This is a genomic window from Candidatus Flexifilum breve (assembly GCF_016713355.1).
Window position 1 is genome coordinate 63,325 of record NZ_JADJPI010000039.1, and the last position, 21,865, is coordinate 85,189.

The window sequence follows — 21,865 nt, forward strand, 5'->3', positions numbered from 1 at the left end:
TTGCTCACGATCAGCTACCAGTGTTTTGAACGAGCACCGCTGCCGGGTAAAATCGGAGCTCTCACTTCAGCCAAGGCCAGCGAGGATCAACATGCAGCGAATTGGCATCATCGGCGCAGGCGATTTTGGCATCCAGCATGCCCGCGCGCTCCAACAGGTCGCCGGGGCGGAACTGGTCGCGGCATCCCGGACGAATGAAACCGCGCTGGCCGACTTCGTAGCCGAATTCGGCGGACGCGGCTATGTCAATTACCGCGACCTGCTGGCCGATCCACGGGTGGACGCGGTGGTGATCGCTACACCGCACCATCACCACACCGAGATCGCGCTGGCGGCGGCGCGCGCGGGCAAGCACATCCTGCTCGAAAAGCCGATGGCGCCCACGCTGGCCGAATGCGACGCGATCATCGATGCGGCAGCGCAGGCGCGCGTCAAGCTGATGCTCGGGCACGTCAACCGCTTCACCCATCCGTACCGCATCGCCCAAGCGCTCATCGCGAGCGGCGAAGTAGGCGACGTTATTCACGGCCTCGCGACCATGCAGAAATTCTGGTTCGAGCCGAACCGCCGCGACTGGCATTTGGACCGGGCGCGGGGCGGCGGCGTGTGGCTGACCGTTGGCATTCACCCGCTGGATCGGCTGACATGGCTGATCGACAGCCCCATCAGTGCGGTGAGCGCGCGCTTCGGCACGCACTATCACGCCGATATGGCGGCGGATGACACGGGGATGGTCTTCGTACGGTACGCCAACGGCGCGGCGGGCACGATTGTCAGCACTGGCTATTCGGTCGGCGCGCCCAAGCACAGCACCGAACTGACCTGCACCAAAGGGATGCTCAACATCGATTACGCGACGGGCGTGCAGATTGGGCGCGAGGATCGCTGGCAGCTCGTGCCGGACTCCGTGCCGACGGGCAGTTGGATGGTCGAAGGGATCGCCAACGAATGGCGCGACTTCCTCCACGCGATCGCCACGGATACCGAACCGTCGGTTTCGGGCCCGGTGGCGCGGGCGATCATGCAGGCGGTGTTCGCGGCGGAAGCGTCATCCGCGGCCGGTCGCGAAATTCAGATCAGCGAGTTCACCGGATGAACACGTCTGACTACAGCGCCCACTGGGAACTAGCCGATTTCGACTGTCTGCACCTGTATTCCCGGACGCTTGACCTGCCGTCAACCGACTGGCGCGGCGGCTTCACGGTCGCGTTCTGGTTCTGGGCAGATAACACAGAGCGCACGCAGGTGATCCTCGAACACGCCGACGCGCCGCAAGCCTATCACCGCTGGGAGATCGTCCTGCGCGACGACTTCATCCACTTTCAGCACCCGGAATTGGATATGAGCGTCGCGTTCCGCGTGCTGGGCGACCGCTGGCACCACTTCGCCGTGAGCATCGATCCGTTGGGCGTCGTGCGCGCCGCGCTGGACGGGCAGATTGACACCTCGACGCTGGTCTTTCAACTCGACCCCTACACACGCATGGAGCGGCTGCGCGCGGGCGGCACCACCGATCCGGCGGGCGGGCACTGGGATCACACCTTTGGGCGCAATGGCAGCGGTCTGCTGGACGATGTGCGCGTGTATGCGCGCCCGCTGCTGGAAGCCGAGCTCGCCGATCTCGGCACACCCCCGGCGCAGGTGCTGTGGGCGACCATTGAAGCATCGGCGCTAACGGGCGAGGCTCCGTTCACGGTCCAGTTCGGCGCGCGGATCTCCACGGATCAAGCCACGCTGCTGTGGGACTTCGGCGACGGCGACCGGGCGACCGGGGCGGCTGTCACGCATACCTATACCTACGCGGGGGACTACAGCGTGCGCCTGTGGGTGATCGCGCCGGATCACAGTCAAACTACCGCCGAGCAGGTGGTTCATGTGACCGGGCAGGCGCATCCGCTGCGCTTTGTGCCCGTGTTCGTCAACGGGACGGAAGGCTATGCCTGCTACCGCATTCCGAGCATCGTCCGCGCGCTGAATGGCGATCTGCTGGCGTTTGCCGAAGCGCGGCTCGAATCGTGCAGCGACTCGACCGGGACGATTCAGATTGTCGGCAAGCGCAGCGCCAATGAGGGCGCGACCTGGTCGCCGCTGACCGTGGTCGCGGCGGTCGATGGCTATGTCAATATGAACGCCTCCCCGGTCGTCGGTGAAGTTCACGGGACGGGCAAAGTGGTGCTCGTGTTCCGGGCGGCCAGCCATTCCGAATGGGACATCGCGCGCGGAGTCGGGCTGAGCCGCGCTATGTGCGTGACCAGCGACGATCACGGCGTGACGTGGAGCGCCCCGCGGGACATCACAGCCGAGGTGCATAAGCCGTATCAACCCGACTATGCGGACGTGTGTCCCGCCGCCGCGCTGCCCGAAAACCAAGCGCACGACTGGCGCATCCAGATTCCGGCGCAGGGGCATGCGCTTCAACTCACACGCACGCCCCAGACTCGTGGACGCTTGTTTTTCGCGGGGAGCCTCACGCGCGGTGATCGGAGCGTGTTCGAGGCAGAGAATTACGCGTTCTGGAGCGACGATCTCGGCGCGACGTGGCAGATCGGCGGCATCATCCCGCGGCTCGGACTGAACGAAGCGATTGCTGCCGAGCTGGAGGACGGCGGCGTGCTGATCAACACGCGCTCGTACACCAACGGCGTATCCGACGGGCGGCGGGCGGTGACGCGCGCGCACTTCGACGCCGACGGCGCGATCCACTTTGGGGAGACGATACTCGATCAGACGCTGATCGACCCGGCGGTACAGGCGACCCTGCTGCGCTATTCGTGGAGCGATCACGGCGGCAAAAGTCGGCTGCTGTTCGCCAACCCCGCGCATGAACGCGCGCGCGTCAACCTGACCGTGCGCCTGAGCTATGACGAAGGCCACACCTGGACGTACAGCAAAGTCATTGAGCGCGGCGCATCCGCCTACAGCGATCTGGTAGTGACACGGAGCGGCGAAATCGGCGTGCTGTTTGAGCGCGGCAACACGGGCGGTCTGCATTTTGTGCGCTGCACGCTCGGCTGGCTCACCGACGAGGCGGACAGCGGCTAACCTCACCCTGCTTGCTGTGCAAGCGCTGAAGAGGCGGTCATTCAATCGAGGCACGAGGCCCTCTCGTTAGCGGGCGAGGCAAGCCGGTAAATGCGCAAAATACCGTGGAAATGGGTTACACGCTCTCCGTAGGGATGATTGCAGACGCGGACCACACACGCCCGGAGGGACACTCTCCGTGGAGGGCCCCAAACCCCCCTTCCCCTTCCCTTCTCCTCATTTCGGGGAGGGGCCGGGGGTGGGGTCAGTTACAGTGCCGCAAGTTCCGCGAAGTCGGTTTGATCCAGCGCGCGGCGCAGGGCGGCTTTGCCCTCGGCCGTCAGGGCGATAGCAGGCAGACGCGGCTCGCCGCAGTCTACGCCGATGATCCGCAGCGTTTCGCGCAGCGCCCCGTTGAAGCCGACCGAATACAGCGCCTTGGTCACAAGATTGGCCTTCTCCTGCATCGACTGGGCGGCGGCATAGTCCCCACGCCCGACCGCCTCGAAGATCGCGCGGTACGCGCCGGGAATGTAGTTGAGCGTCGAGCCGATGAAGCCGTGCACGCCCATCATGCGCGCGTAGACCGCCTGCTCGTCCATGCCCGAGAACGTGATCCAGCGCCCCGCGTTCATGTCCATGATGAGACGCATCTCGTACATGTTCGAACCCGTGTACTTGACGCCGTGCAGGTTAGGCACGTCGAGCAGTTCCTGCAGCACCGCGACCGGATTGATCGCCGGGTTGAGGATGTAGGAGAAAAACGGCGTTTCCGGCACAGCCGCGGCCAAACCTTTGTAATAGGCGACGACCGAGGCATGCGTGTTGTACATGGGCGGCATGATGCTGGCGATGCCCGCCGCGCCGTGATCGACGGCGTGCCGCGCCAGCAGTTTCGCTTCGTTAAGCGACATCGACGCGATATGCATGATCACGGGAATGCGCCCGTTGACCCGCTTGAGCACGGTTTCCGCCAGTAGTTGGCGTTCGGCAGCGGTCATGTAGATGCCCTCGCCGGTCGTGCCGCCAACATACAGCCCGTCGACACCTTTGCCGATCAAATACTCGACCAGCGCCTCGACGCCCGGCACGCTCACGCCGCCGTCGGCGGTGCTGGCCGTCACCAGCGCCGGATAAATCCCGCGAAATTCGGTCATGTGGAATCCCCTGTCTGGAAGTGAATATGGCCGGACGCGCCAATCGCATCCGTGCTGCCCGCGGCGGGCGTGCCGTCGAGCTGTTCGCGCAGGTAGTGCAGTTCGCTGCGGATGCCGCGCGCGGTGAACAGCGCGTCGCCGCGGTAGCTGATGAACGTGAAGCCGCGCCGTGCCCAACGCAGCGCCCAATCGACCGAACCGCTGATGAAGTGCATGCCCACGGCGATCTGGTGCGCTTGGCAGGTATCGATGATGTGTTCGACCGTCTGCTCAAACAGCGGATGCTCGTACTGTTCCGCGATGCCGTGCGACACGGTCAGGTCATGCGGGCCGATCAGGATCGCATCCACGCCCGGCACCTTGAGGATATCGGGTAAATTCCGCACCCCGGTCGGGCTTTCGATCATGATGATCAGGTTGACATCCGGGTTATAGTTTTCCAGATAGGTTTTTGTTTCGGGGTTGGGGAATTCGCCGCGTTCGACGGCTGCAGTCAGCGCCGCGCCTTTGAGCGGACGATACTTGATCGCGCCGACGATGGCGCGCACCTGCTCAACCGTTTCCACATACGGCACGATCACGCCGTGCGCCCCAGCATCCACGACCATCGCCGCCCGCGCCGCCGAAATCTCGGGAATGCGCACGAGCGGCGCGACCCCATTCCCCGCGTAGGCTTGAATCGCCCAGGCGATCGTTTCGCGGTTCACGGGGGCGTGTTCGCTCTCCAGCCACACGTAATCGAGTCCCACATCGGCAAAAAACTTGGGAAAGCGCGGCTGACCGTAGCCTTCCATGCAAATTCCGTACACGCGCTCTCCGGCGTGCAGTTTGGCGCGTAGTTCTCTTCCGCGCATGTTGCAATGTCCTCTGATCAGATGACCATGCGCGGATCCACTGCATCGCGCACGCCATCGCCAATAAAGTTGACTGACAGCACCGTGATCACCAGCATGATCGCGGGGGGAATCCACATCCACGGCATGTTCCGCAGAATGTCGAGGTTGCGGGCGGCTTCGAGCATGTTCCCCCAGCTCGGCGTCGGCGGGGGCACGCCCAGCCCAAGGAAACTCAGCCCGGCTTCGGTGAGAATCGCCGAACCGATGGCGAACGTCACCAGCGCGACCAGCGACCCGAACACGTTGGGCAGAATGTGTACGATGATGATGCGGCGGTCGCGGTAGCCGAGCGCGCGGCAGGCCAGAATGTACTCCTGCTCGCGGATGGACATGACCTGACTGCGCACGATGCGCGCCGTGCCCGTCCAGCTCAACCCGCCGATGATGAACACAATCGTCCACACGGTGCGCGGCAGCATGGCCGCCAGCGTGAGCATGATGATGATGCTCGGAAAGGTCATGAACACGTCGGTGATGCGCATAATCACCATGTCGACCCACCCACGATAGTAGCCGGAGATCGCGCCCAGCACCGTGCCGATCAACGTGGCGACGAGCGTCGCGCCGAAGCCGACCACGAGCGAGACCTGCCCGCCGTTGAGCAAGCGGCTCCACACGTCGCGCCCCACGCCATCCGTACCGAGCCAGTGCAGGTCGCTTGGGGGCGACGCCCGCGCCCGGAGATCAATCGCGTCGTAGCGGTAGCGTTCGATGAGCGGCGCGGCGATGGTCAGCAGCACGATGACGATCAGCACGATCAAAGCAACCACCGCCGGGCGGTTGCGCAAAAAGCGGCGCAGCGCGCGCTTATCGTCCCGGTGTTCGAGTTTGGCGCGATCTTCGTCAGTGACGAGGACGGCAATGGGCTGGCGGGTTTGGTCAGTCATAGCGAATCCTCGGGTCAGCGACGGCGTAGGCGAGATCGGTTACGAGATTGGCCACGAGCACGACCAGCGCGATCACGAGGTTCATGCCCATGAGCAGCGGCACATCGCGCCCATTGACGGCTTCGAGATACAGCGTACCCATCCCCGGCCAACTGAAGATCGTCTCGGTGAAGACCGCGCCGACCACCAGCGTGGGCAGGCTCAGACCGAACAGCGTGATCACGGGGAGCAGCGCATTGGGGAAGCCGTGTCCCCACGTGATGCGGTTTTCGCGCATACCTTTGCCGCGCGCGGTGCGCACATAGTCGGCGCGGATGACTTCGAGCATGGCGAAGCGGGTATAGCGCATGAAATTGGCAATCGGCGCAAGGCTCAACACGGCAGTGGGCAGCGCCAGATAATGCAGCGTCGTGAGCAGCGTCGGTTCGCGGTCCACCGGGCGCATGCCGCCCGCCGGGAACCACCCGAGTTTGATGGCGAAGACATACAGCACGATGATCCCGGCGACGAACGGCGGAATTGAGATGCCGAAGAACGAGACGCCCGTCAGCAGAAAATCCCACACAGAGTACTGGCGCAGCGCCGTGAACACGCCGAGCGCTACCCCAAGCGTCGCGCCGATGATCAGCGCCGTGCCCGCCAGCAGCACCGTCGCGCTCAGGCGTTGGACAATCGTCGCCGCGACGGGCTGACCGTTGGTATAGCGGTAGCCGAAGTCGCCTTGCAGCACGTTCCCCAGCCAGTTGACGTAGCGCACGGTCAGCGGTTGATCGAGCCCGAAACGCGCGCGAATGGCCGCTTCGGATTCATCGGTCATGTTGAGTTCGGGACGGATGAAATAGTCGGTGATGTCGCCCGGCGCGAGTTCGATCAGGCCGAAGATGATGATCGTGATGCTGATGAAGACGGGAATGCCGATCAGTACCCGGCGCAGAATATACTTTTGCATAACCCAAGCCCTCGGTTGGAACGGGCGGCGCGGATCAGGCCCGGGCGGGGGGGAAAGGCGGGGCCCCTTTGGAGACGGCGGCCGCAAGGAAGGCCCCCCCAAAACCGCTTTTCTGGGGGGGCCGCGTTTCGCCGCGCCCGCACCCCGCACCACCCGGTTTGTCACCCCCCCCCGGGGGGGACGGGGGGGGGGGGGGGGGGGGGGGGGGGGGTACTCCGGACGCCCGTGCCCCGCCGGAGCGGGGCACGGACAAACTCATCGTGATACGAACGTTATTCGCCGACCGACCACAGTTCAGCGTGATCGTTGTAGGGGCCGCCCGCCGGCGCGGGGAACCAGTAGAAGTCTTGCAGGCTGCTGGAAGCGACGCCGAAGCGGATCGCCGTCCACATGTAGCCTTCGGTCGCGTTGGCGTTCTGGTACGCGCAGATGTCCTGCAGCAGACCGACATAGGCTTCCGGGTCGCCTTCCACGCGCGCCTGCGCGAGCAGGGCGGTGAGTTCCGGGTATTCCGTGCCGCTCAGCGGCGCGCCGTCAGTCGTCGGCTGGCCGCCGACTTCGTAGAACGGGAAGGGGAAGTTGGCCATGCCTGCGGCGATCCCACGGTAGGAGATCGTCCAGCCTTCGCCGGTGTAGAAGTAGCTGTTGTAGGTGGGCACGTCCTGCTTGATCGGCGTGATGGTGATGCCGACATCGGCGAGGAACGCCTGAATCGCCGCCAGCGCGTCCGAGTGGAACTGGCTGTCGTAGTAGGTCACAACTTCAACGGGCTGGCTGGCATCAAAGCCCGCTTCGCCGAGGAGCTGACGCGCCATGTCGGGGTTGTAGGCGTAGTCGTTGAGACCTTCCGGGTACATGTTCGGGAACGCGCCGATGCACGGCACGACCTGCGCCGTCCCGCGCAGCACGGTTTCGGCAATCGCCTGACGGTCGATGGCATACAGGAAAGCCTGACGCACGCGGGCATCCGCAAAGCGCGCATCACGTTCGTTGAAGATCATGTAGTTGGTGACACCGGACGGGCCGGAGAACACCTGATAGCTCTCGTTACCTTCAAAGCCGAGCGCCACATCGCCGCTGGCATAGCTGAACTGGATTTCGCCCGCTTCCAACGCGAGGATCGCCGACGTTTCATCCGCGAAATAGCGGTTGATCAGCCGGTCGAGCTTGGGCTGGCCGCGCCAGTAGTTGGGGTTGGCCACCAGCGACCAGAATTGATCGCGCTGGAATTCTTCGTGCATGAACGGGCCAGTGCCGATCGCGTCGGTGAAGAACCATTCGGTCGTCTGGTAGTCGGCGGGGGCGAGGTCGGCCAGCGCGTGTTCCGGCAGAATCCACAGCAGCATCAGGTTGTAGGGCAAACGCGGATTCGCGGCGGTGAGCACGAATTCGACCGTGAGGTCATCGACCGCGCGCACTTCCGAGACCGTCGTCGGCGAAAGCTGGCTGAAGCCGGAGAACTGCGTCGCGGCGTCCGGGTTCACGGCGAGGTTGTACGAGAAGACGACATCGGCGGCGGTGAAGGGTTCGCCGTCATGCCAGGTCACGCCGTCGCGGAGGTTGAACGTCCACACGGTGTAATCGTCATTCGACGACCAGTCGGTGGCGAGTTCCGGTTCCGGCGCGCTGATGTCGCTATTCCACACCACCAGCGTCGACCAGATCTTCGACAGCCACGTGCGGCCAGCCGTATCCATATAGGGGCGCACACCCGGCGCGCCGCCGGGGCCAATATCAAACGCACCGATGAGCGTGTTACCGCTCGTGTCCTGCGCGAGGCTGACGGTCAACGGGATCGCCAGAACAAGCAAAAGGGCGACCAACACTAACTTCTTCCAAAGATTCATTGCTGCCTCCAAAACGTAAATAAAGCGTATGTTCAATCGATAAGGAGCCGACCTAGTGCGCCGCTCCTTCGATACACAAAATTTCCGGGATCAGCCGTTCCGCGACCGCGCGCACTCGCCCAGCCTCCGTCTCGTCGATCCAGCGATAGGGTAAGCGCAGCCGTGAACCGATATGCGCCCATCCGCCAATCACCGACAGGAACTTGTCGAGCGCGCCGTTCGGGTAGTGCTGCTCCGTGATGTACGGGATGATCTCGGCTTCCCAGAACTGCAGAATGCGGCGCTCAATATCCAGCGCCGCCGGAAGGTCAACGCGCATGAGGTCGTACCAGCGCTGCGCGCCGACCGGATGCAGACAGGCGACGTTGGAATACGCGCCCGCTCCACCCCGGCTGTAGCCAGTCGCCAGCAGATGCCCCGGCACGAACACCGAGAGATCACGCATATGGGCGCGCATCTCAGCGTACCACGCTTCATCGCCCGCGGGCACTTTGACGCCGACCAGCGCCGGAACCGCCCGTTTGAGCATGCCAAACTGCGCGGGTGTCAGGCGGCGTTTGGCGTGCGGCGGGTTGTACAGCACCAGCGGAATCGGATCAGCAGCAGCGGCGAACAACTGCAAGCACGTGATCATCTCGGCGTCCTGCACTGGAAACCAGTCGGGCAGAATCACCTGAAAGGCGCTCGGCTGGAAGGCTCGTGAGCGGCGAATGCGGTCGAGCGAAATCTGCATGCTCATATGGCTCGCGCCGATTTGGAACGGCAGCCCCGCCGCATTGCAGCGCGCCGCGACCAACTCGTGGATGCGGTCGAATTCAGCTTCCGTCTGCGTGTGGAATTCGCCCGCCGTGCCGTTGGTATACAGCCCGTTGACGCCCGCCGCGGTCAGGTAGACGACTTCCTCATCCAGTCGCGCATAGTCGATGCTCTCGTCGGCGTTGATCGGCAGCATGAGCGTGCACCAGTTGCCGACGATTTCGGAAGCGGTGAGCGGTTTCATGGGGCTTGCTCCTCCGCGTGCGCGGCCTTCATCAGGCGCAGGCGCTCTTTGATATCGCCGTAATGCGAGTTGAGCGCGCGGCGCACGGTATCGGCATCGCCTGTCCGCAGCGCATCAACAATCGCGGCGTGCGCGGCGGCGGTGCGCAGCGGGTTGCTGTCGGCAATATTGACCGTCCCCAACGCTTTGCGCAGCGTGCTCCAGAAAATATCTTGCAGTTGGAGCAGAATGGTATTGCCGAGCGGGCGGAAGAGTTCCATATGAAAAGCGCGGTCTTCTTCCACCAACGACTCGCCCTGTTCGGCGCGGCGGCGCATCTGCCCGACAATCGCATCGAGCGTCGCCAGTCGTTCGGGAGTCACATGTGGCAGGGCGAGATCGACCATGCCGCTTTCCAGCACTTCGCGCACTTGCAGCATGTCTTCCAGTTCGTTCAGGTCGAAGAGCACGCCGTAGGAGAGATTTTCGAGCAGCGGCTGCAGGGTAAAGCCTTTGACGTACAGGCCGCTCCCCCGCCGCACATCGAGGATGCCGAGAGAGGCGAGGGACTGCACGGCTTCGCGCACCGAGTTGCGGCTGACACCTAACTGCTGGCTGAGGGCATTTTCGGACGGCAGCTTCGCGCCGTCCTGCAAATGATTATCCAGAATGTACTGTTTGATCGCCTCCTGCACCTGATCATTGATCTGCGGCACAGCTTTAAGGCGCTGTAAGGGTTTTTGCACAGTCTAAACCTACATCCAAAACATATTTTGTTTCAGTATAGGCCAACTTGTAGGATATGTACACCGGATTTGTATAGTTTTGACCAACCCTCCCTCAGATTTGCCGTGCCAGCAGTCCCGCGCCGATCACGCCTTCGTGATTGCGGAGCGCGGCGGGCAAAATGGGCGTCTCGACCAGCGGCGGATAGACCTGCGCGCGAAAGGCGGCGCGCACGCTGTCGAAGTACAAAGCGCCGATGCGGGCAACGCCACCACCGATCACCACGACCGACGGACTCAGCACGTTGACCATGCTCGCCACACCGTAACCAAGCCATGCCCCGACGACGCGGATCGCCATCAGCGCGGCGGGATCTCCGGCCTGCGCGGCGGCGACGACCTGCTCGCCCGTGTTCAGCGGTGTGCGGCGGCGCGCTCATTGTATTCGGTGACGAGACAGCCCCCGCTGGCATAAGCTTCGAGACAGCCGTGCCGTCCACACGGACATAAGCGCCCGTCCCGTTCGACGGCAATGTGGCCGAGTTCAAGGCCGCTGCGGTCGTCGGCGTGATAGATCTTGCCATCCACGACGTAACCCCCGCCGATGCCCGTGCCGACCGTGACGCCGAGCACGGAGCGATAACCCCGCCCCGCGCCGATCAACGCTTCGGCGAGCGTCGCCGCCTGGCCATCGTTCTCCACCGCGACCGGGAGACCAAAACGCGCCGCCAGCGTGCCCCTGACATCCGTGCCGACCCAGTCGGGAATGGAGGCGGTCGCAAAACGAATCACACCCTGACGATCCACCACGCCACCCGTCGAGACGCCGATCGCGCTGGCGTTGGGAGCCGCTTGCAGCGCGCGTTCGACCGCGTCGCCAATGCGCTGCATGACCTGTGCGCCACCTGCTGCGGCCTCGGTCGGTACGCGTTCCTCGTAGATCAGCTCGGTTTCATTCGCCAGCGCGCCCACGGCGATCTTCGTACCGCCCACGTCCACGCCGATCACGACGCCGGACTGCGCCCGGTGATAGCTTTTCAGCGCCGTCACATACTGCTCGGTGATCCAGCGCGGCTTGGTGATCATGGAGCCGCACACGACCGCGAAACCACCCAGTTCCAGCACATGCCGCGCATGTTCCGGCGAGGCGATCCGCCCTTCGGCGATCACCGGGACACTGAGCGCCGTCGCCAGCCGCGCCAGTAGATCAAAATCCGGCTCGTCTTGCGCGGGGCTGTAGGCCGTGTAGCCGGAGAGTGTGGTCGCGACGATGTCCGCGCCCGCTTCGGCGGCGGCGATCCCCTCGTCATAGGTGGCAATGTCCGCCATGACCGCGACGCCAAGTTCCGCGCGGATGCGCCGGATGAGTTCGGCGGCAGGCAAGCGCCCCTCTTCCGCGCCGCGCCGTGTCGCGTCCACGGCGATGATGTCTGCGCCCGCCGCGACGATGGCGCGCGCCGCGTCGACGCTCGGCGTGATGCGAATGCCGAAGCCGGGTAAATCCTGCTTGTCGATACCGATCAACGGCAGGTCGGACAGCCGCTTGATCGCCGTGATGTCGGCGACCCCGTTGGCGCGCAGCCCCACCGCCCCGCCGATCTGCGCGGCCAGCGCCATGTGCGCCATCGCGTCGCTGCCGTACAAACCGTCGCCTGTACCTGCCTGACACGAGACGATCAGCCCGCCGCGCAGCCTGGCTACTACTGGATGCATATTTCCTCCTTGTGAGCGCACCTATGCGCAGTCCAGAAACTCCCGTTCAGCCGCCGACTCTAGCACGAGTTGCGCGTTTTGAAAGTACGCTCGCACCTCTGTGATTGTTCAATGATTACGCAGACCGCAGATCTACCCCTCCGCAAATCGGTCGACGTCCGCCTGAACTTAATGCCCGCCGATCCATGTGATCGGCTATACTAAAATCGGACTCAGGGGGATAGCAAACACATGCTCCGCATCTTCATCAACTATCGACGGCAGGACAGCGAAGGCTACGCGGGACGCCTGTTTGACCATCTGCTGCACCATCTGGAACGCGAGCAGGTGTTCATCGACGTGGACGATATTCCAGCCGGTGCCGATTTTGTCGACGCACTGGAAAAGGCGGTCGCCACCTGTGATGTGCTGCTCGCCGTAATCGGCCCGCAGTGGGCGACGATCACCGACGAGAGCGGCGCGCGGCGGATCCAGCAGTGGAACGACTTCGTGCGCATCGAAATCGCCAGCGCGCTGCGGCTAGGCAAATTCGTCGTGCCCGTGCTGGTTGGGCGTGCCCCCATGCCCGCTCCCGGTGACCTCCCTGACGATTTGCAGGCCTTAGCCCGCCGCAACGCGATTGCGCTCGGGCACCACAGTTTTGCCCGCGACGTCGAAAAGCTGGTCACGGCGATCAAAGAGGCCGTGCCCGCCAACGAGTCGTTTAAGCCGCGCCCCAATTCCGAGACGCTGCGCCAGAAAGACGAAGCGCTGCGCGCCGTCCGCGCCGAGGTGATCAACGCGCAGGCCTCGCCGCTGTATGCCTGCCGCATGGAAAACGGCTATTTTCCCGTCTTCGGCGAGGGCAACGCCGACGCAAATCTCATGTTCATCGGCGAAGCGCCCGGCAAGAACGAAGGTCGACAGGGACGTCCGTTCATCGGCCCGTCCGGCTCGGTGCTCGACGATATGCTCGCCGGGATCAATTTGAAGCGCGCCGACGTGTTCGTGACCAATCTACTGCTCGACTGCCCGCCGACCAAGCGCGAACCGACGCCCGAAGAGATCGCGTTCTACGTACCCTTCGTGGATCGCATCATCGACATCGTGCAGCCCGCCGTGATTGCGCCGCTCGGGCGCTTTGCGACCAGCTATATCCTCAAGAAGCTCGGCTTAAGCGAACACAAGGGCAAGATCGGCGAACTGCATGGGCGCTTGATCCGTGCCGCCATGCCCTACGGCGACATCCATGTTGTACCGCTCTATCACCCGGCGGTGGTGCTCTACAGCGCCAGCCAAAAAGAACTGCTGCGCAAGGATTTCGACAAGCTCAAAGTCTTCGTGTAGGTCAGAGGTGTTGGCAGGCGGGTGTTGGTTCTGATTTGAACCGAAGATGAAATCTCAGGGCAGGTAGTCATAGGCCTTAGGCCCTGAGCGCACACCCGCAGACGCGCTGGAGAGCGTGTCGGACGAAGCATGAGCGTATTTCACATTTGGTGAAAATCCTTAACCTCACCCTGCTTGCATGGGAGAAGAGGAGGCTTGGCAGGCACTGTTGGCTCCCCTCCCCGAATTCGATTCACGTCACGACACTTTTAAAGGTCGGGGAATCGGGGGCAAGATAGAACTCGAGATTTTGGGGGCGGGAGGAAATAAAACGGGCAACGAGTGCGTCCAAGCCGAAACGAAAGAGACTGAGGCGTTTTTGGCGGACGCTGAGGGAATAGAGGAAGTAGACTTGAGTGCCTTGGGTGAGCAACCAGAGGCAGGCACAAGCGAGCACGAGGAGCAGGCGGGCGGTCTGGCTCGGTAACCAGAAGCGCGAACGCTGCCAGTGACAGCCAGCGCTCTTCAAGTCACGAAAGCTGGCCTCATGATGAAAGCGGACCGCGTAGAGCTGTGGGGCGAAGTGCCTAAGCCGCGATCCGCCAGCACGACCGCGACCTGGTCGGCTGGGAGCAGGTGGACGAGTAACTGTTGCATGAGGGTGACTTGGCCTGCTTCCGCATAGTCTGTCGACCAGTAGGCACGCCAGACTAAGGGGATCGCGCACGCATAATAGGCGCCCCTCCATCATCACGCTCACGTGCTGGCTCAGTTTGGTCTCGTCGAGCAACACCAGTAACGGGGCTTTCCCGCACAAACACATCACCCTCCGCCTCGCCTCTAGACTCCGCTACAGTTTGAATATTGCGAGGCCGTCTTCCCTCAACCGACACACTCTAGGAACGCGCTTCTGCGTGTCCCTACAAAGACTCGATTGGTAAGAGTGTCGTCCTCAACCTCTAGGAGAGTGTGGGGAGTGAGGTTGGATGCAATTCCGCTTATTTCGGCAGCTTGCCGAACGCGCCGAGCGCCCGCCCCATAAACCGATGGAAGCCATCCGACGGCCGCCCGAACATCAGCGGGCACGCGCCCGCGATGACGCTCATCTTGTGCTCGACGGCATAATCGACCGCGCTCTGCGACACGCTCGTCCCCATACTGTGAATGCCGTTGTGCATCCACACGCGGGTGACGCCTGCATCGACACAGTCGCGTACAACCTGTTCGGCAGCCGCTTCCGGCGTCGCGATGACGATGCCGCCGACTTTGTCCGGAATATCCTTCACGCTGTGATAGCAGCGATCCCCTTCAACCTGATCCGCGTTCGGGTTAATCGCGTAGACGTGATAGCCCGACTCACGCAGTCGCTTATAGATGGCGTTCGCCGCGCCCGGTGACTTTTCGTTGCGCGACACCCCCGCGACGGCAATGTTCTCCTGCGCCAGAAAATCCGCCACTTTTTCCTTGAGATTGGCAGCCACAGTCTTCCCCCTTTTGTGAAACCCTTCTCAATGCGTTGTGATCTTATACGCAGAATGGGCCGCGCGGGTTGTCACCAGATCAGGGTGATTTTGGACGGAGAGGAGGATTGAACTGCAACCTCACCGTGTGGCTCACTGCCCCCCCCGGGGGGCGGGGGGGGGGGTTTCGAGAACCTACTTTAGTAGGTCAGCACCGACCGTCCCAACAGCTCGTCAATCTGGCGCATTTGGTCGGGCGCGAGCGGGCCGAAGCGCAGCGCGCCCGCGTTGTCGTCCACCTGCGTGACCGTGCGAATGCCCGGAATCGGCACAGTGACCGGACTGCGCGCCCAGATCCACGCCAGCGCGCCCTGCGCTAGGGTACGTCCGCCGCTCGTCAGAATGGCGCGCAAGTCCTCCAACCGATCAAACGCCGGGTTGAGGATGTTCTGCACTGCCCACGGATCGGTGCGCACATCATTGGGCGCGAACACCGTGTCTTTGGTGTATTTGCCGGTCAGGGCGCCGCGTGCCAGCGGCGAGCGGTTGACGCTGGCCAGCTTGAGCGTCTCGCACAGCGCGAGCATCTCTGGCGCATCGAGCACCACATTGAGATCGTGCTGCACGGCGACGCAGTGTTCCCCGGCGGCGAAGGCGCGCGCATTCTCGACCGAGTCGGTGCTCCAGCCGTAGTAGCGGATTTTCCCCTCGCGCACGAGCGCTTCCAACACGTCGAGCAGCGCGGGCGCGTGCTCCTTGGGGAAGTCCCACACATGCAGTTGATACAGGTCGATGGTATCCATTGCCAGATTGCGCAGGCTGCGTTCGCAAGCTGCCCGCACATTGGCGATGATCTGCTCCGCCGTCTCGAAGCGGATGGCGTGCTTGGCCGTTTCATCCACGTTGAAGCCGAACTTGGTGGCGATCACCACCTCGTCACGCTTGCTCGCCAGCGCCTTCCCGACGATGCGTTCGCTGTGCCCCGTGCCATAGGTCGCCGCCGTGTCGAAGAAGTTGATACCGCTGGCCAGCGCGTGCTGCACCGCGCGGATCGACTCGTTGTCGTCCACTTCGCCCCAACCCGCCTGAATGTCGAGGAACTGCCACGGGCCACCAATCGCCCAGCAGCCCATGCCCAGCGGCGAGACTTCAATGCCCGAATGTCCCAAAAGTCGCTTGTTCATCGTGCGCCTTTCTCGTGTAACTGATACAGACGCAACTCTACAACTTCGAGTACACTCTAAGTCAAGAGATCAATTTGGGAACGAGGTCAAAGATCATCCGATGGACATGATCAACGAAGTCGAGTTGCTCACGATTAGTCAGGTAGCGGACATCACCGGGCTCAGCGTGCACACCCTGCGCTATTACGAACGGGTCGGCTTGATCCACGCCATTGACCGCGCGGACAACACGCACCGCCGCTATTCCCGCGACGATATCGGCTGGATCGAGTTTTTGATGAAGCTGCGGGCGACGGGCATGACGATCACCGACATGCAGACGTATGCCGAACTCCAACGCGGCGGCGACGCGACCCTGCCGGAGCGCGTCGAGATGCTCAAGCAGCTGCAGCGCGACGTGGAGACGCACATCGCCGAATTGAACGCGCATCTGGGGTTAATTCGCTACAAGATCGAGTTTTACGGGGGCATCATCGCGGAGCATGGACTCGAGCCGCGGTGTGAGTAACCTCACCCCGTTTCGCTCCGCTCAACTGCCCCTCTCCATAGGGCGAGGGGCAAAAGCGTGTCAGTCTTTGTCCCTCTCCCCCCGGAGAGGGACGGCTTGCGCAGCAAGCAGGGTGAGGTTGCCGTTTATCTTTATCTTTAGAAGAACAGTTTCGCCAGCTTGAGCGCGCCCTGATTCCACGGCACGCGATGCGACACGCCTGACTGCCCTTCGAACTGGTGCAGATTGTCGAGATACCACTTGTAGTTGCGGATCAGCGCGTCCTTGTTGGAGTACTTCGGCTTATAACCGAGCTGCTTCTCCGCCTTTTCGATGCTCACGAACGAGTCTTTGCTGGCGGTCTCGTAGACCCACGCATACAGCGGTGACAGCTTGAGCGCTTCCAGCACCTTAAGCGCCAGAATCACCGGGCCAGCCGGGAACGGCACGATCTTCTTCTTGAAGCCCGCGTAATCCAGCACTGCCTGATAGTCCTCGCGCATGGTGGTGAAGTCTTTCGCGCCGATGTTAAACGTATCGTTGACCACGTTCTTGTCGAGCGTCATCGTCAGGTAGATGGCGTCGCACAGGTCTTCCACATCCAGCAGTTGATAGCGATTGTTGCCGCTGCCGATCATGGGGAAGCCGCGCCCGCTCTTCGCCCAGTCATAGAACAGCGCGAACACGCCGAGGCGTTCCGGCCCGATGAACGATTTCGGGCGGATGATCGGCACGACCAAGCCCTTCGCGCGGTAGCTTTCGCACACCTTCTCCGCGTCGATCTTCGCTTTGCCGTACGGCCCCACACCGACCATTTTGTCGGTTTCGAAGAGCGGGTGATGATCCGGCACGCCGTAGACCGCCGTCGACGAAATCTGAATCACACGCTCGACGCCGTGCTTGAGCGCGGATTCGAGGATGTTGCGGGTGCCATCGATGTCGGTCGAGAAGATGTCGGCTTCGCTGTACAGTGGGAGCGCCGCCGCCGTGTGCACAACCATGTTGACGCCCTGCATGGCGCGGTCCACCGCCGCCGTGTCGCGGATATCGCCCTTGATCTCGGTGATCTGGTCGCGTTCGGGATAGGTGAAATCAGCGATGTCCAGCGACACGACCTTGTAGCCGCGCGCCAGCAAATAGCGCGTCAGATTGATCCCCAGAAACCCGGCGCCGCCTGTGATGAGTACTGTTTGTGTCATGGTTACCTCGAAAGGAGTTGTCAGTTCACAGTCGTCAGTAGACAGTAAAAACCTGTCTTGACGATGACCTGTAAACTGTCGACTGTGAACTCAATATCGTTCCCACCCCGCGCCTTCGTGACCGAAGCGGAAGACGGTCGGGTGGCAGATTTCTGCGAGAATTTCCAGCGACTCCGCCAATCGTGGCGACGGTCGGCTGAAAAATTGATCAGCATCGGTAATGTACACCTGTTTGTCGCGAATAGCCCGTAAGGTTGCCCAACCGGGCTGCCTGGTCAGCGCGGGCAGGGCGGCGCGCGCCTCATCCAGCGAGTACCCGCACGCCACAATGACAATGCGATCCGGGTCGGCGGCCCACAGGTCATCCCAGTCGATCCAGAAGCTCGGCAGCCCGGCGCGTCCGAACAGGGTGACGCCACCTGCCATGGTGATCAGCTCGGGAACCCAGTTGCCGCAAATCATCAGCGGATCGACCCACTGGAGCGCCGCGACCGTCGGCTTGGGCTGAATCTCCGCCGCGCGGGTGTAAATATCTTTCAGGCGCGCGTCCGTTTGGAGCATGAGCGCCGCGCCGCGTTCCGGCACGCCGAGCACCCCGCTCACCCGTGTGATGTTCGCCAGCACAGCCGAAACTTCGTTTTGCTCAAGATTGATGAGCTGCGGCGCCGGTTTGAACGCGTCTGCCAACGCCATCTGAAGGGTATCTTCGCTGCCGGGCACCACCGTCGTCATGATCACATCGGGCGTCAGCGCCCGAGCCTGTTCCAGATCGACCAGATACACCGACGACAAATGGGTGTGCAGGGAAAACGGGGCATCCCTGGCGAGCGCGGCGGTCTTGGGCTGCGTGACCGCGGGCAAGCTCAGCACGGACTCCGGGTGATCACACCCGTGCGAGCGCCCAACTAACTGATCGCCGCAACCGAGCGCGCACACGATCTCAGTTGCTGCCGGAGTGAGCGTGAGGATGCGCATTTCGCCTCGCTGCCTATACCGACGATTCCGCGGTAGTGTAGTCCATCGGACGCGCGGCGGTCAAGATGAACCTGACTAGGCGGCGATGAACAAAGTGACCCCACCCCCGGCCCCTCCCCGAATTCAGGGAGGGGAGCCAACACCGCTCGCCGAACCGCATTTAGTTTTCGTAGAGACGCGATAAATCGCGTCCGCTGGCGAGCGGAAAGACTTTAAGGGGGTCTTTTAAACACCTTCAAGTCTCGCCCCTCATCGAATTCAGGAAGGGAGACGGAAAGAGACTGTTTACGCCCCTCTCCTCTAGGCGAGGGGTCGGGGGTGAGGATGTCTTACAACCGCACGACCTCCCAGAATTCGGTCAGGTCATTGAGCAGATAATCGGGGTTGCACGCGGCGATCTCCTGCGGCGACGGGCCGTACCCGGTCTTCACGCCGACCATCGTCGCGTTGATGACGCGCGCGCATGACGCATCCGCCGCCGTATCGCCGATCACCCACACATCGCGCGGAGCAAACCGATGTCCGGTCAGCTCCTCGGCGCGGGCGACCGCCAGTTCGGGCAGGTGATCGCGCTGCATGCGCTCGTTGCCATACGCGCCGACCACGAAATCCGCCGGGTCATAGCCCGCCGCCGCCAGCTTGACGCCCGCGCCCCGCTGCACATTCCCGGTGACGAGACCAAGCACCACATCGTCGCGCTGGCGCAGACGTTCGATCAGTTCCAACCCGCCGGGGCACGGCGCGACCGGATAATCGCCGATGATGTGCAGGATGTGCCGCCCCATCACCATATCGTAATTGGGCATGTGCCCGGCGATTTCATGCTCGCTTTTGCCGAGCGTTTCGACCAGCGTCAGCCAGTCGGTTTTGCCGCCAAAGGTGTGCGTATCCAGCGTGCCGGACGTGCCGAAGACTTCCAGCATGGCGAGGCGCGTCGCTTCACGCCCCGCGCCGCCCGTCCAGACCAGCGTGCCATCAATGTCAAAGAGGAGGAGTTTCATGGTGAGCTATCAGTTTACAGTTCACAGTTGACAGTTAAAACCAACCGACGGGCAGGCTGTGACACCAGTCGTTGGGGTCTTTACTGTAAACTGACAACTGTGAACTGACAACTTCTTTCCTTTCTACCAGCCCCATGTGCCGGGCGCGCCCTTAAACGGCCCCACCACATCGGAGGTGATCCACCCGCCGTAAAAGTCACCGGGCTGCGCCATGACGACTTCGCCGTTCACCGTGCATTCGTCGACGCGGGAGGCGTAGAACGCAATGTGATGGCGAATCGCTTCGTACCCGGGGCGCGGGTTCGCATAGCCCCACGCGGCATTCTCGCTCTCACGCTCACCCACCACCAGCGACCAGTAGGTCGCGCCGCCTTTGAATTCGCACACGGTCTGCAGCGGCGTGCGCCGCAAATACTCCATGCGGATATCGGCTTGCGGCAGGTAGTAGGTCGGCGGATGGCTGGTTTCGAGTACGCGATACGCGGCCTGCGTCTCGGCGATCACGATGCCGCCGAAGCTGACGCGGATCAGCTTAGTCGTCGGTTCGACGCGCGGCGGACGGGGATAATCCCACACCGATTCTTGTCCGGGCTGCGGAATTTGTCGTTGGGTTGGCATACGCTAAAGCTCGTTTTCATCTACTCCAGGTTGACAACTCCATTGTAGCGAAGCGGCCGCAGGCAGAATAGAGCCTGCACAGGCCAGACATGCCGTTACTGCGTTCTTTAAGGTTCGATTTAATCGGCATTTATACTTCACTCAAACGAAGCTCATATTTGCCACCTATTCTTATGCCCAGTGCATGGTACTACGGTAACGGTTGAGAACAGCTTTTAACGGTATTTAAGGAGTCAAGACATGCGTAAGTGGTTTATGTTGGTGGCGGTGATGGCAGTACTGGCGCTGGCGGTTGTGCCCGCGTTCGCGCAGAGCAACACGATTGTCGATATTGCGGTGGCGGATGGGCGCTTTGATACGCTCGTCGCGGCGGTGACGGCGGCGGGTCTGGCCGACACGCTGGCGAGCCCCGGCCCGTTCACGGTCTTCGCGCCGACGGATGCGGCGTTCGCGGCGCTCGGTGCGGACACGATCAACGCTCTACTCGCGGATCCGACAGGCGCGCTGACGGACATTCTGCTCTACCATGTGGTCGCGGGTGAAGTTCCGGCTTCGGCAGTCGTCGGTTTGACGAGCGCGGCCACGGTCAACGGCGCGTCGGTTAAGATTGCCGTGGAAGATGGCGGCGTCGTGCTGGATCGCTTCGCCAACGTGATCATCACCGACATTCAGGCGAGCAATGGCATCATCCACGTCATCGACGCGGTTATCCTGCCCCCGTCCTCGATTGACAGCGGCGCGCGTCTGCGTCAGATCACCGAAACCACGTGGGTTCAGGGCGGCGCGCTCGGCGATGGCATCACGGGTACGCAGTTGGCCGCTGGCCAGACCTTCTTCGTGACCGACTACGCGAATGGCGCGCTGCGTCTGCGCGACATCCCCGGTTGGGTGATTGCCGCCGATACGCAGGTCGTTCCGCTCAACTTCGGTCAGTAAGCTCAATTCCAATTCCACAACGCAGCGTTAAAAGTCGGGGCAGCAGTGCCCCGACTTTTTTGTGTGTTACTCGGCGTGCGTCGACGAACTCCAGGCGGCTTCCGTGTACTGCGCGGCAAAGGCGTCCGACGGTGGCACGATCTGAATGACGTCGATCAGCACGCCGTTCGGGTCGACGGTCGCAAAGTGTCGCTGACCGAACTCCTCGGTGATCAGCGCCCGCGCTAGGGGCAAGCCCGCCTGCTCGATGAGGCGCGCGTATTCCGCATCGACATCTGCTACTTCAAAGTTGAGCAGCAGCCCGGCCACCGGGGTCTGATACGCGCTGACGACGGTGGCATGATCGTGGGCCACAAACGCCAACTCATACCGTCCATCTGCCGATTTCAAACTGACGTACCAATCCGCCTCAAAGGTCACCTGAAAACCAAAGTGGGTCGTGTAGAAGTCCCGCGACTCGCGAAGCTGGCGGCTCATCAGCACGGGGTAAAAACTGTTGAGTTGCATCGGTTTCGCTCCTTGCGCT

21 protein-coding genes are annotated in these 21,865 nt (G+C 62.5%); 5 read left to right on the forward strand and 16 right to left on the reverse strand.

Annotated features, from left to right (window positions below):
* Positions 1 to 91: 91 nt before the first annotated feature.
* Entirely contained in the window at positions 92 to 1,096 is a 1,005-nt protein-coding gene (locus tag IPK17_RS36670; protein WP_343422703.1) for a Gfo/Idh/MocA family protein, read from the forward strand.
* A complete protein-coding gene (locus tag IPK17_RS36675; protein ID WP_343422704.1) occupies positions 1,093 to 3,042 on the forward strand; it encodes an exo-alpha-sialidase in 1,950 nt (649 codons plus the stop codon). Before IPK17_RS36670 ends, IPK17_RS36675 begins: the two co-directional genes overlap by 4 nt.
* Before the next feature lie 248 nt (positions 3,043 to 3,290).
* Here the strand turns inward: IPK17_RS36675 and IPK17_RS36680 are convergent, their stop codons facing one another.
* The 9 genes from IPK17_RS36680 to IPK17_RS36720 form a co-directional block, all read right to left on the reverse strand.
* Positions 3,291 to 4,178: a dihydrodipicolinate synthase family protein gene (locus tag IPK17_RS36680; protein WP_343422705.1), complete on the reverse strand. Its 888-nt coding sequence runs from the start codon at positions 4,176 to 4,178 to the stop codon at positions 3,291 to 3,293.
* Entirely contained in the window at positions 4,175 to 5,032 is an 858-nt protein-coding gene (locus tag IPK17_RS36685; RefSeq protein WP_343422706.1) for an HpcH/HpaI aldolase family protein, read from the reverse strand. The genes IPK17_RS36680 and IPK17_RS36685 overlap by 4 nt, the downstream gene beginning before the upstream one ends.
* Before the next feature lie 17 nt (positions 5,033 to 5,049).
* On the reverse strand, positions 5,050 to 5,961 hold the full coding sequence (opp4C, locus tag IPK17_RS36690; RefSeq protein ID WP_343422707.1) for an oligopeptide ABC transporter permease: 912 nt from the start codon (positions 5,959 to 5,961) through the stop codon (positions 5,050 to 5,052).
* A complete protein-coding gene (locus IPK17_RS36695) occupies positions 5,954 to 6,910 on the reverse strand; it encodes an ABC transporter permease (protein ID WP_343422708.1) in 957 nt (318 codons plus the stop codon). Before IPK17_RS36695 ends, opp4C begins: the two co-directional genes overlap by 8 nt.
* Positions 6,911 to 7,182: 272 nt before the next feature.
* A complete protein-coding gene (locus IPK17_RS36700) occupies positions 7,183 to 8,757 on the reverse strand; it encodes an ABC transporter substrate-binding protein (RefSeq protein WP_343422709.1) in 1,575 nt (524 codons plus the stop codon).
* Positions 8,758 to 8,809: 52 nt separating this feature from the next.
* Positions 8,810 to 9,757 (reverse strand): dihydrodipicolinate synthase family protein, encoded by a 948-nt coding sequence (locus IPK17_RS36705; protein ID WP_343422710.1) that lies wholly within the window; start codon positions 9,755 to 9,757, stop codon positions 8,810 to 8,812.
* Entirely contained in the window at positions 9,754 to 10,482 is a 729-nt protein-coding gene (locus tag IPK17_RS36710; protein ID WP_343422711.1) for a FadR/GntR family transcriptional regulator, read from the reverse strand. Before IPK17_RS36710 ends, IPK17_RS36705 begins: the two co-directional genes overlap by 4 nt.
* Before the next feature lie 94 nt (positions 10,483 to 10,576).
* Positions 10,577 to 10,879 (reverse strand): ROK family protein, encoded by a 303-nt coding sequence (locus IPK17_RS36715; protein ID WP_343422932.1) that lies wholly within the window; start codon positions 10,877 to 10,879, stop codon positions 10,577 to 10,579.
* Entirely contained in the window at positions 10,876 to 12,174 is a 1,299-nt protein-coding gene (locus tag IPK17_RS36720) for a putative N-acetylmannosamine-6-phosphate 2-epimerase (protein ID WP_343422712.1), read from the reverse strand. Before IPK17_RS36720 ends, IPK17_RS36715 begins: the two co-directional genes overlap by 4 nt.
* 231 nt (positions 12,175 to 12,405) lie before the next feature.
* On the opposite strand from IPK17_RS36720, the gene IPK17_RS36725 reads away from it, so the two are divergent.
* Positions 12,406 to 13,500 (forward strand): uracil-DNA glycosylase family protein, encoded by a 1,095-nt coding sequence (locus IPK17_RS36725; RefSeq protein WP_343422713.1) that lies wholly within the window; start codon positions 12,406 to 12,408, stop codon positions 13,498 to 13,500.
* A gap of 977 nt (positions 13,501 to 14,477) precedes the next feature.
* On the opposite strand, the gene IPK17_RS36730 is transcribed toward IPK17_RS36725, so the two are convergent.
* Both IPK17_RS36730 and IPK17_RS36735 read right to left on the reverse strand, forming a co-directional pair.
* A complete protein-coding gene (locus tag IPK17_RS36730; RefSeq protein WP_343422714.1) occupies positions 14,478 to 14,960 on the reverse strand; it encodes a CoA-binding protein in 483 nt (160 codons plus the stop codon).
* A gap of 179 nt (positions 14,961 to 15,139) precedes the next feature.
* Positions 15,140 to 16,123 (reverse strand): aldo/keto reductase, encoded by a 984-nt coding sequence (locus IPK17_RS36735; RefSeq protein WP_343422715.1) that lies wholly within the window; start codon positions 16,121 to 16,123, stop codon positions 15,140 to 15,142.
* 100 nt (positions 16,124 to 16,223) lie between these two features.
* Here IPK17_RS36735 and IPK17_RS36740 point away from each other — a divergent pair, with 100 nt between their 5' ends.
* The gene (locus IPK17_RS36740; RefSeq protein ID WP_343422716.1) at positions 16,224 to 16,631 is read left to right on the forward strand and encodes a MerR family transcriptional regulator; all 408 of its coding nucleotides are present in this window, start codon (positions 16,224 to 16,226) and stop codon (positions 16,629 to 16,631) included.
* A 137-nt stretch (positions 16,632 to 16,768) separates the two neighbouring features.
* Here IPK17_RS36740 and IPK17_RS36745 read toward each other — a convergent pair whose 3' ends face one another.
* The 4 genes from IPK17_RS36745 to IPK17_RS36760 form a co-directional block, all read right to left on the reverse strand.
* A complete protein-coding gene (locus tag IPK17_RS36745) occupies positions 16,769 to 17,809 on the reverse strand; it encodes an NAD-dependent epimerase/dehydratase family protein (RefSeq protein WP_343422717.1) in 1,041 nt (346 codons plus the stop codon).
* Between the two features lie 90 nt (positions 17,810 to 17,899).
* Complete coding sequence (locus IPK17_RS36750) at positions 17,900 to 18,784, reverse strand: ABC transporter substrate-binding protein (protein WP_343422718.1); 885 nt, start codon at positions 18,782 to 18,784, stop codon at positions 17,900 to 17,902.
* Positions 18,785 to 19,113: 329 nt separating this feature from the next.
* Positions 19,114 to 19,785 (reverse strand): HAD family hydrolase, encoded by a 672-nt coding sequence (locus IPK17_RS36755; protein ID WP_343422719.1) that lies wholly within the window; start codon positions 19,783 to 19,785, stop codon positions 19,114 to 19,116.
* A gap of 123 nt (positions 19,786 to 19,908) precedes the next feature.
* On the reverse strand, positions 19,909 to 20,403 hold the full coding sequence (locus tag IPK17_RS36760) for a DUF427 domain-containing protein (protein ID WP_343422720.1): 495 nt from the start codon (positions 20,401 to 20,403) through the stop codon (positions 19,909 to 19,911).
* A gap of 240 nt (positions 20,404 to 20,643) precedes the next feature.
* Between IPK17_RS36760 and IPK17_RS36765 the strand changes: the two genes are divergently transcribed.
* On the forward strand, positions 20,644 to 21,339 hold the full coding sequence (locus IPK17_RS36765) for a fasciclin domain-containing protein (RefSeq protein WP_343422721.1): 696 nt from the start codon (positions 20,644 to 20,646) through the stop codon (positions 21,337 to 21,339).
* 66 nt (positions 21,340 to 21,405) lie between these two features.
* Here the strand turns inward: IPK17_RS36765 and IPK17_RS36770 are convergent, their stop codons facing one another.
* Complete coding sequence (locus tag IPK17_RS36770; RefSeq protein ID WP_343422722.1) at positions 21,406 to 21,846, reverse strand: VOC family protein; 441 nt, start codon at positions 21,844 to 21,846, stop codon at positions 21,406 to 21,408.
* Positions 21,847 to 21,865 lie beyond the last annotated feature (19 nt).

Coding starts and splice junctions, on each gene's coding strand:
- IPK17_RS36670 (WP_343422703.1), top strand. CDS start 92: ATGCAGCGAATTGGCATCATCGGCGCAGGCGATTTTGGCATCCAGCAT.
- IPK17_RS36675 (WP_343422704.1), top strand. CDS start 1,093: ATGAACACGTCTGACTACAGCGCCCACTGGGAACTAGCCGATTTCGAC.
- IPK17_RS36680 (WP_343422705.1), bottom strand. CDS start 4,178: ATGACCGAATTTCGCGGGATTTATCCGGCGCTGGTGACGGCCAGCACC.
- IPK17_RS36685 (WP_343422706.1), bottom strand. CDS start 5,032: ATGCGCGGAAGAGAACTACGCGCCAAACTGCACGCCGGAGAGCGCGTG.
- opp4C (WP_343422707.1), bottom strand. CDS start 5,961: ATGACTGACCAAACCCGCCAGCCCATTGCCGTCCTCGTCACTGACGAA.
- IPK17_RS36695 (WP_343422708.1), bottom strand. CDS start 6,910: ATGCAAAAGTATATTCTGCGCCGGGTACTGATCGGCATTCCCGTCTTC.
- IPK17_RS36700 (WP_343422709.1), bottom strand. CDS start 8,757: ATGAATCTTTGGAAGAAGTTAGTGTTGGTCGCCCTTTTGCTTGTTCTG.
- IPK17_RS36705 (WP_343422710.1), bottom strand. CDS start 9,757: ATGAAACCGCTCACCGCTTCCGAAATCGTCGGCAACTGGTGCACGCTC.
- IPK17_RS36720 (WP_343422712.1), bottom strand. CDS start 12,174: ATGCATCCAGTAGTAGCCAGGCTGCGCGGCGGGCTGATCGTCTCGTGT.
- IPK17_RS36725 (WP_343422713.1), top strand. CDS start 12,406: ATGCTCCGCATCTTCATCAACTATCGACGGCAGGACAGCGAAGGCTAC.
- IPK17_RS36735 (WP_343422715.1), bottom strand. CDS start 16,123: ATGAACAAGCGACTTTTGGGACATTCGGGCATTGAAGTCTCGCCGCTG.
- IPK17_RS36740 (WP_343422716.1), top strand. CDS start 16,224: ATGGACATGATCAACGAAGTCGAGTTGCTCACGATTAGTCAGGTAGCG.
- IPK17_RS36745 (WP_343422717.1), bottom strand. CDS start 17,809: ATGACACAAACAGTACTCATCACAGGCGGCGCCGGGTTTCTGGGGATC.
- IPK17_RS36750 (WP_343422718.1), bottom strand. CDS start 18,784: ATGCGCATCCTCACGCTCACTCCGGCAGCAACTGAGATCGTGTGCGCG.
- IPK17_RS36755 (WP_343422719.1), bottom strand. CDS start 19,785: ATGAAACTCCTCCTCTTTGACATTGATGGCACGCTGGTCTGGACGGGC.
- IPK17_RS36760 (WP_343422720.1), bottom strand. CDS start 20,403: ATGCCAACCCAACGACAAATTCCGCAGCCCGGACAAGAATCGGTGTGG.
- IPK17_RS36765 (WP_343422721.1), top strand. CDS start 20,644: ATGCGTAAGTGGTTTATGTTGGTGGCGGTGATGGCAGTACTGGCGCTG.
- IPK17_RS36770 (WP_343422722.1), bottom strand. CDS start 21,846: ATGCAACTCAACAGTTTTTACCCCGTGCTGATGAGCCGCCAGCTTCGC.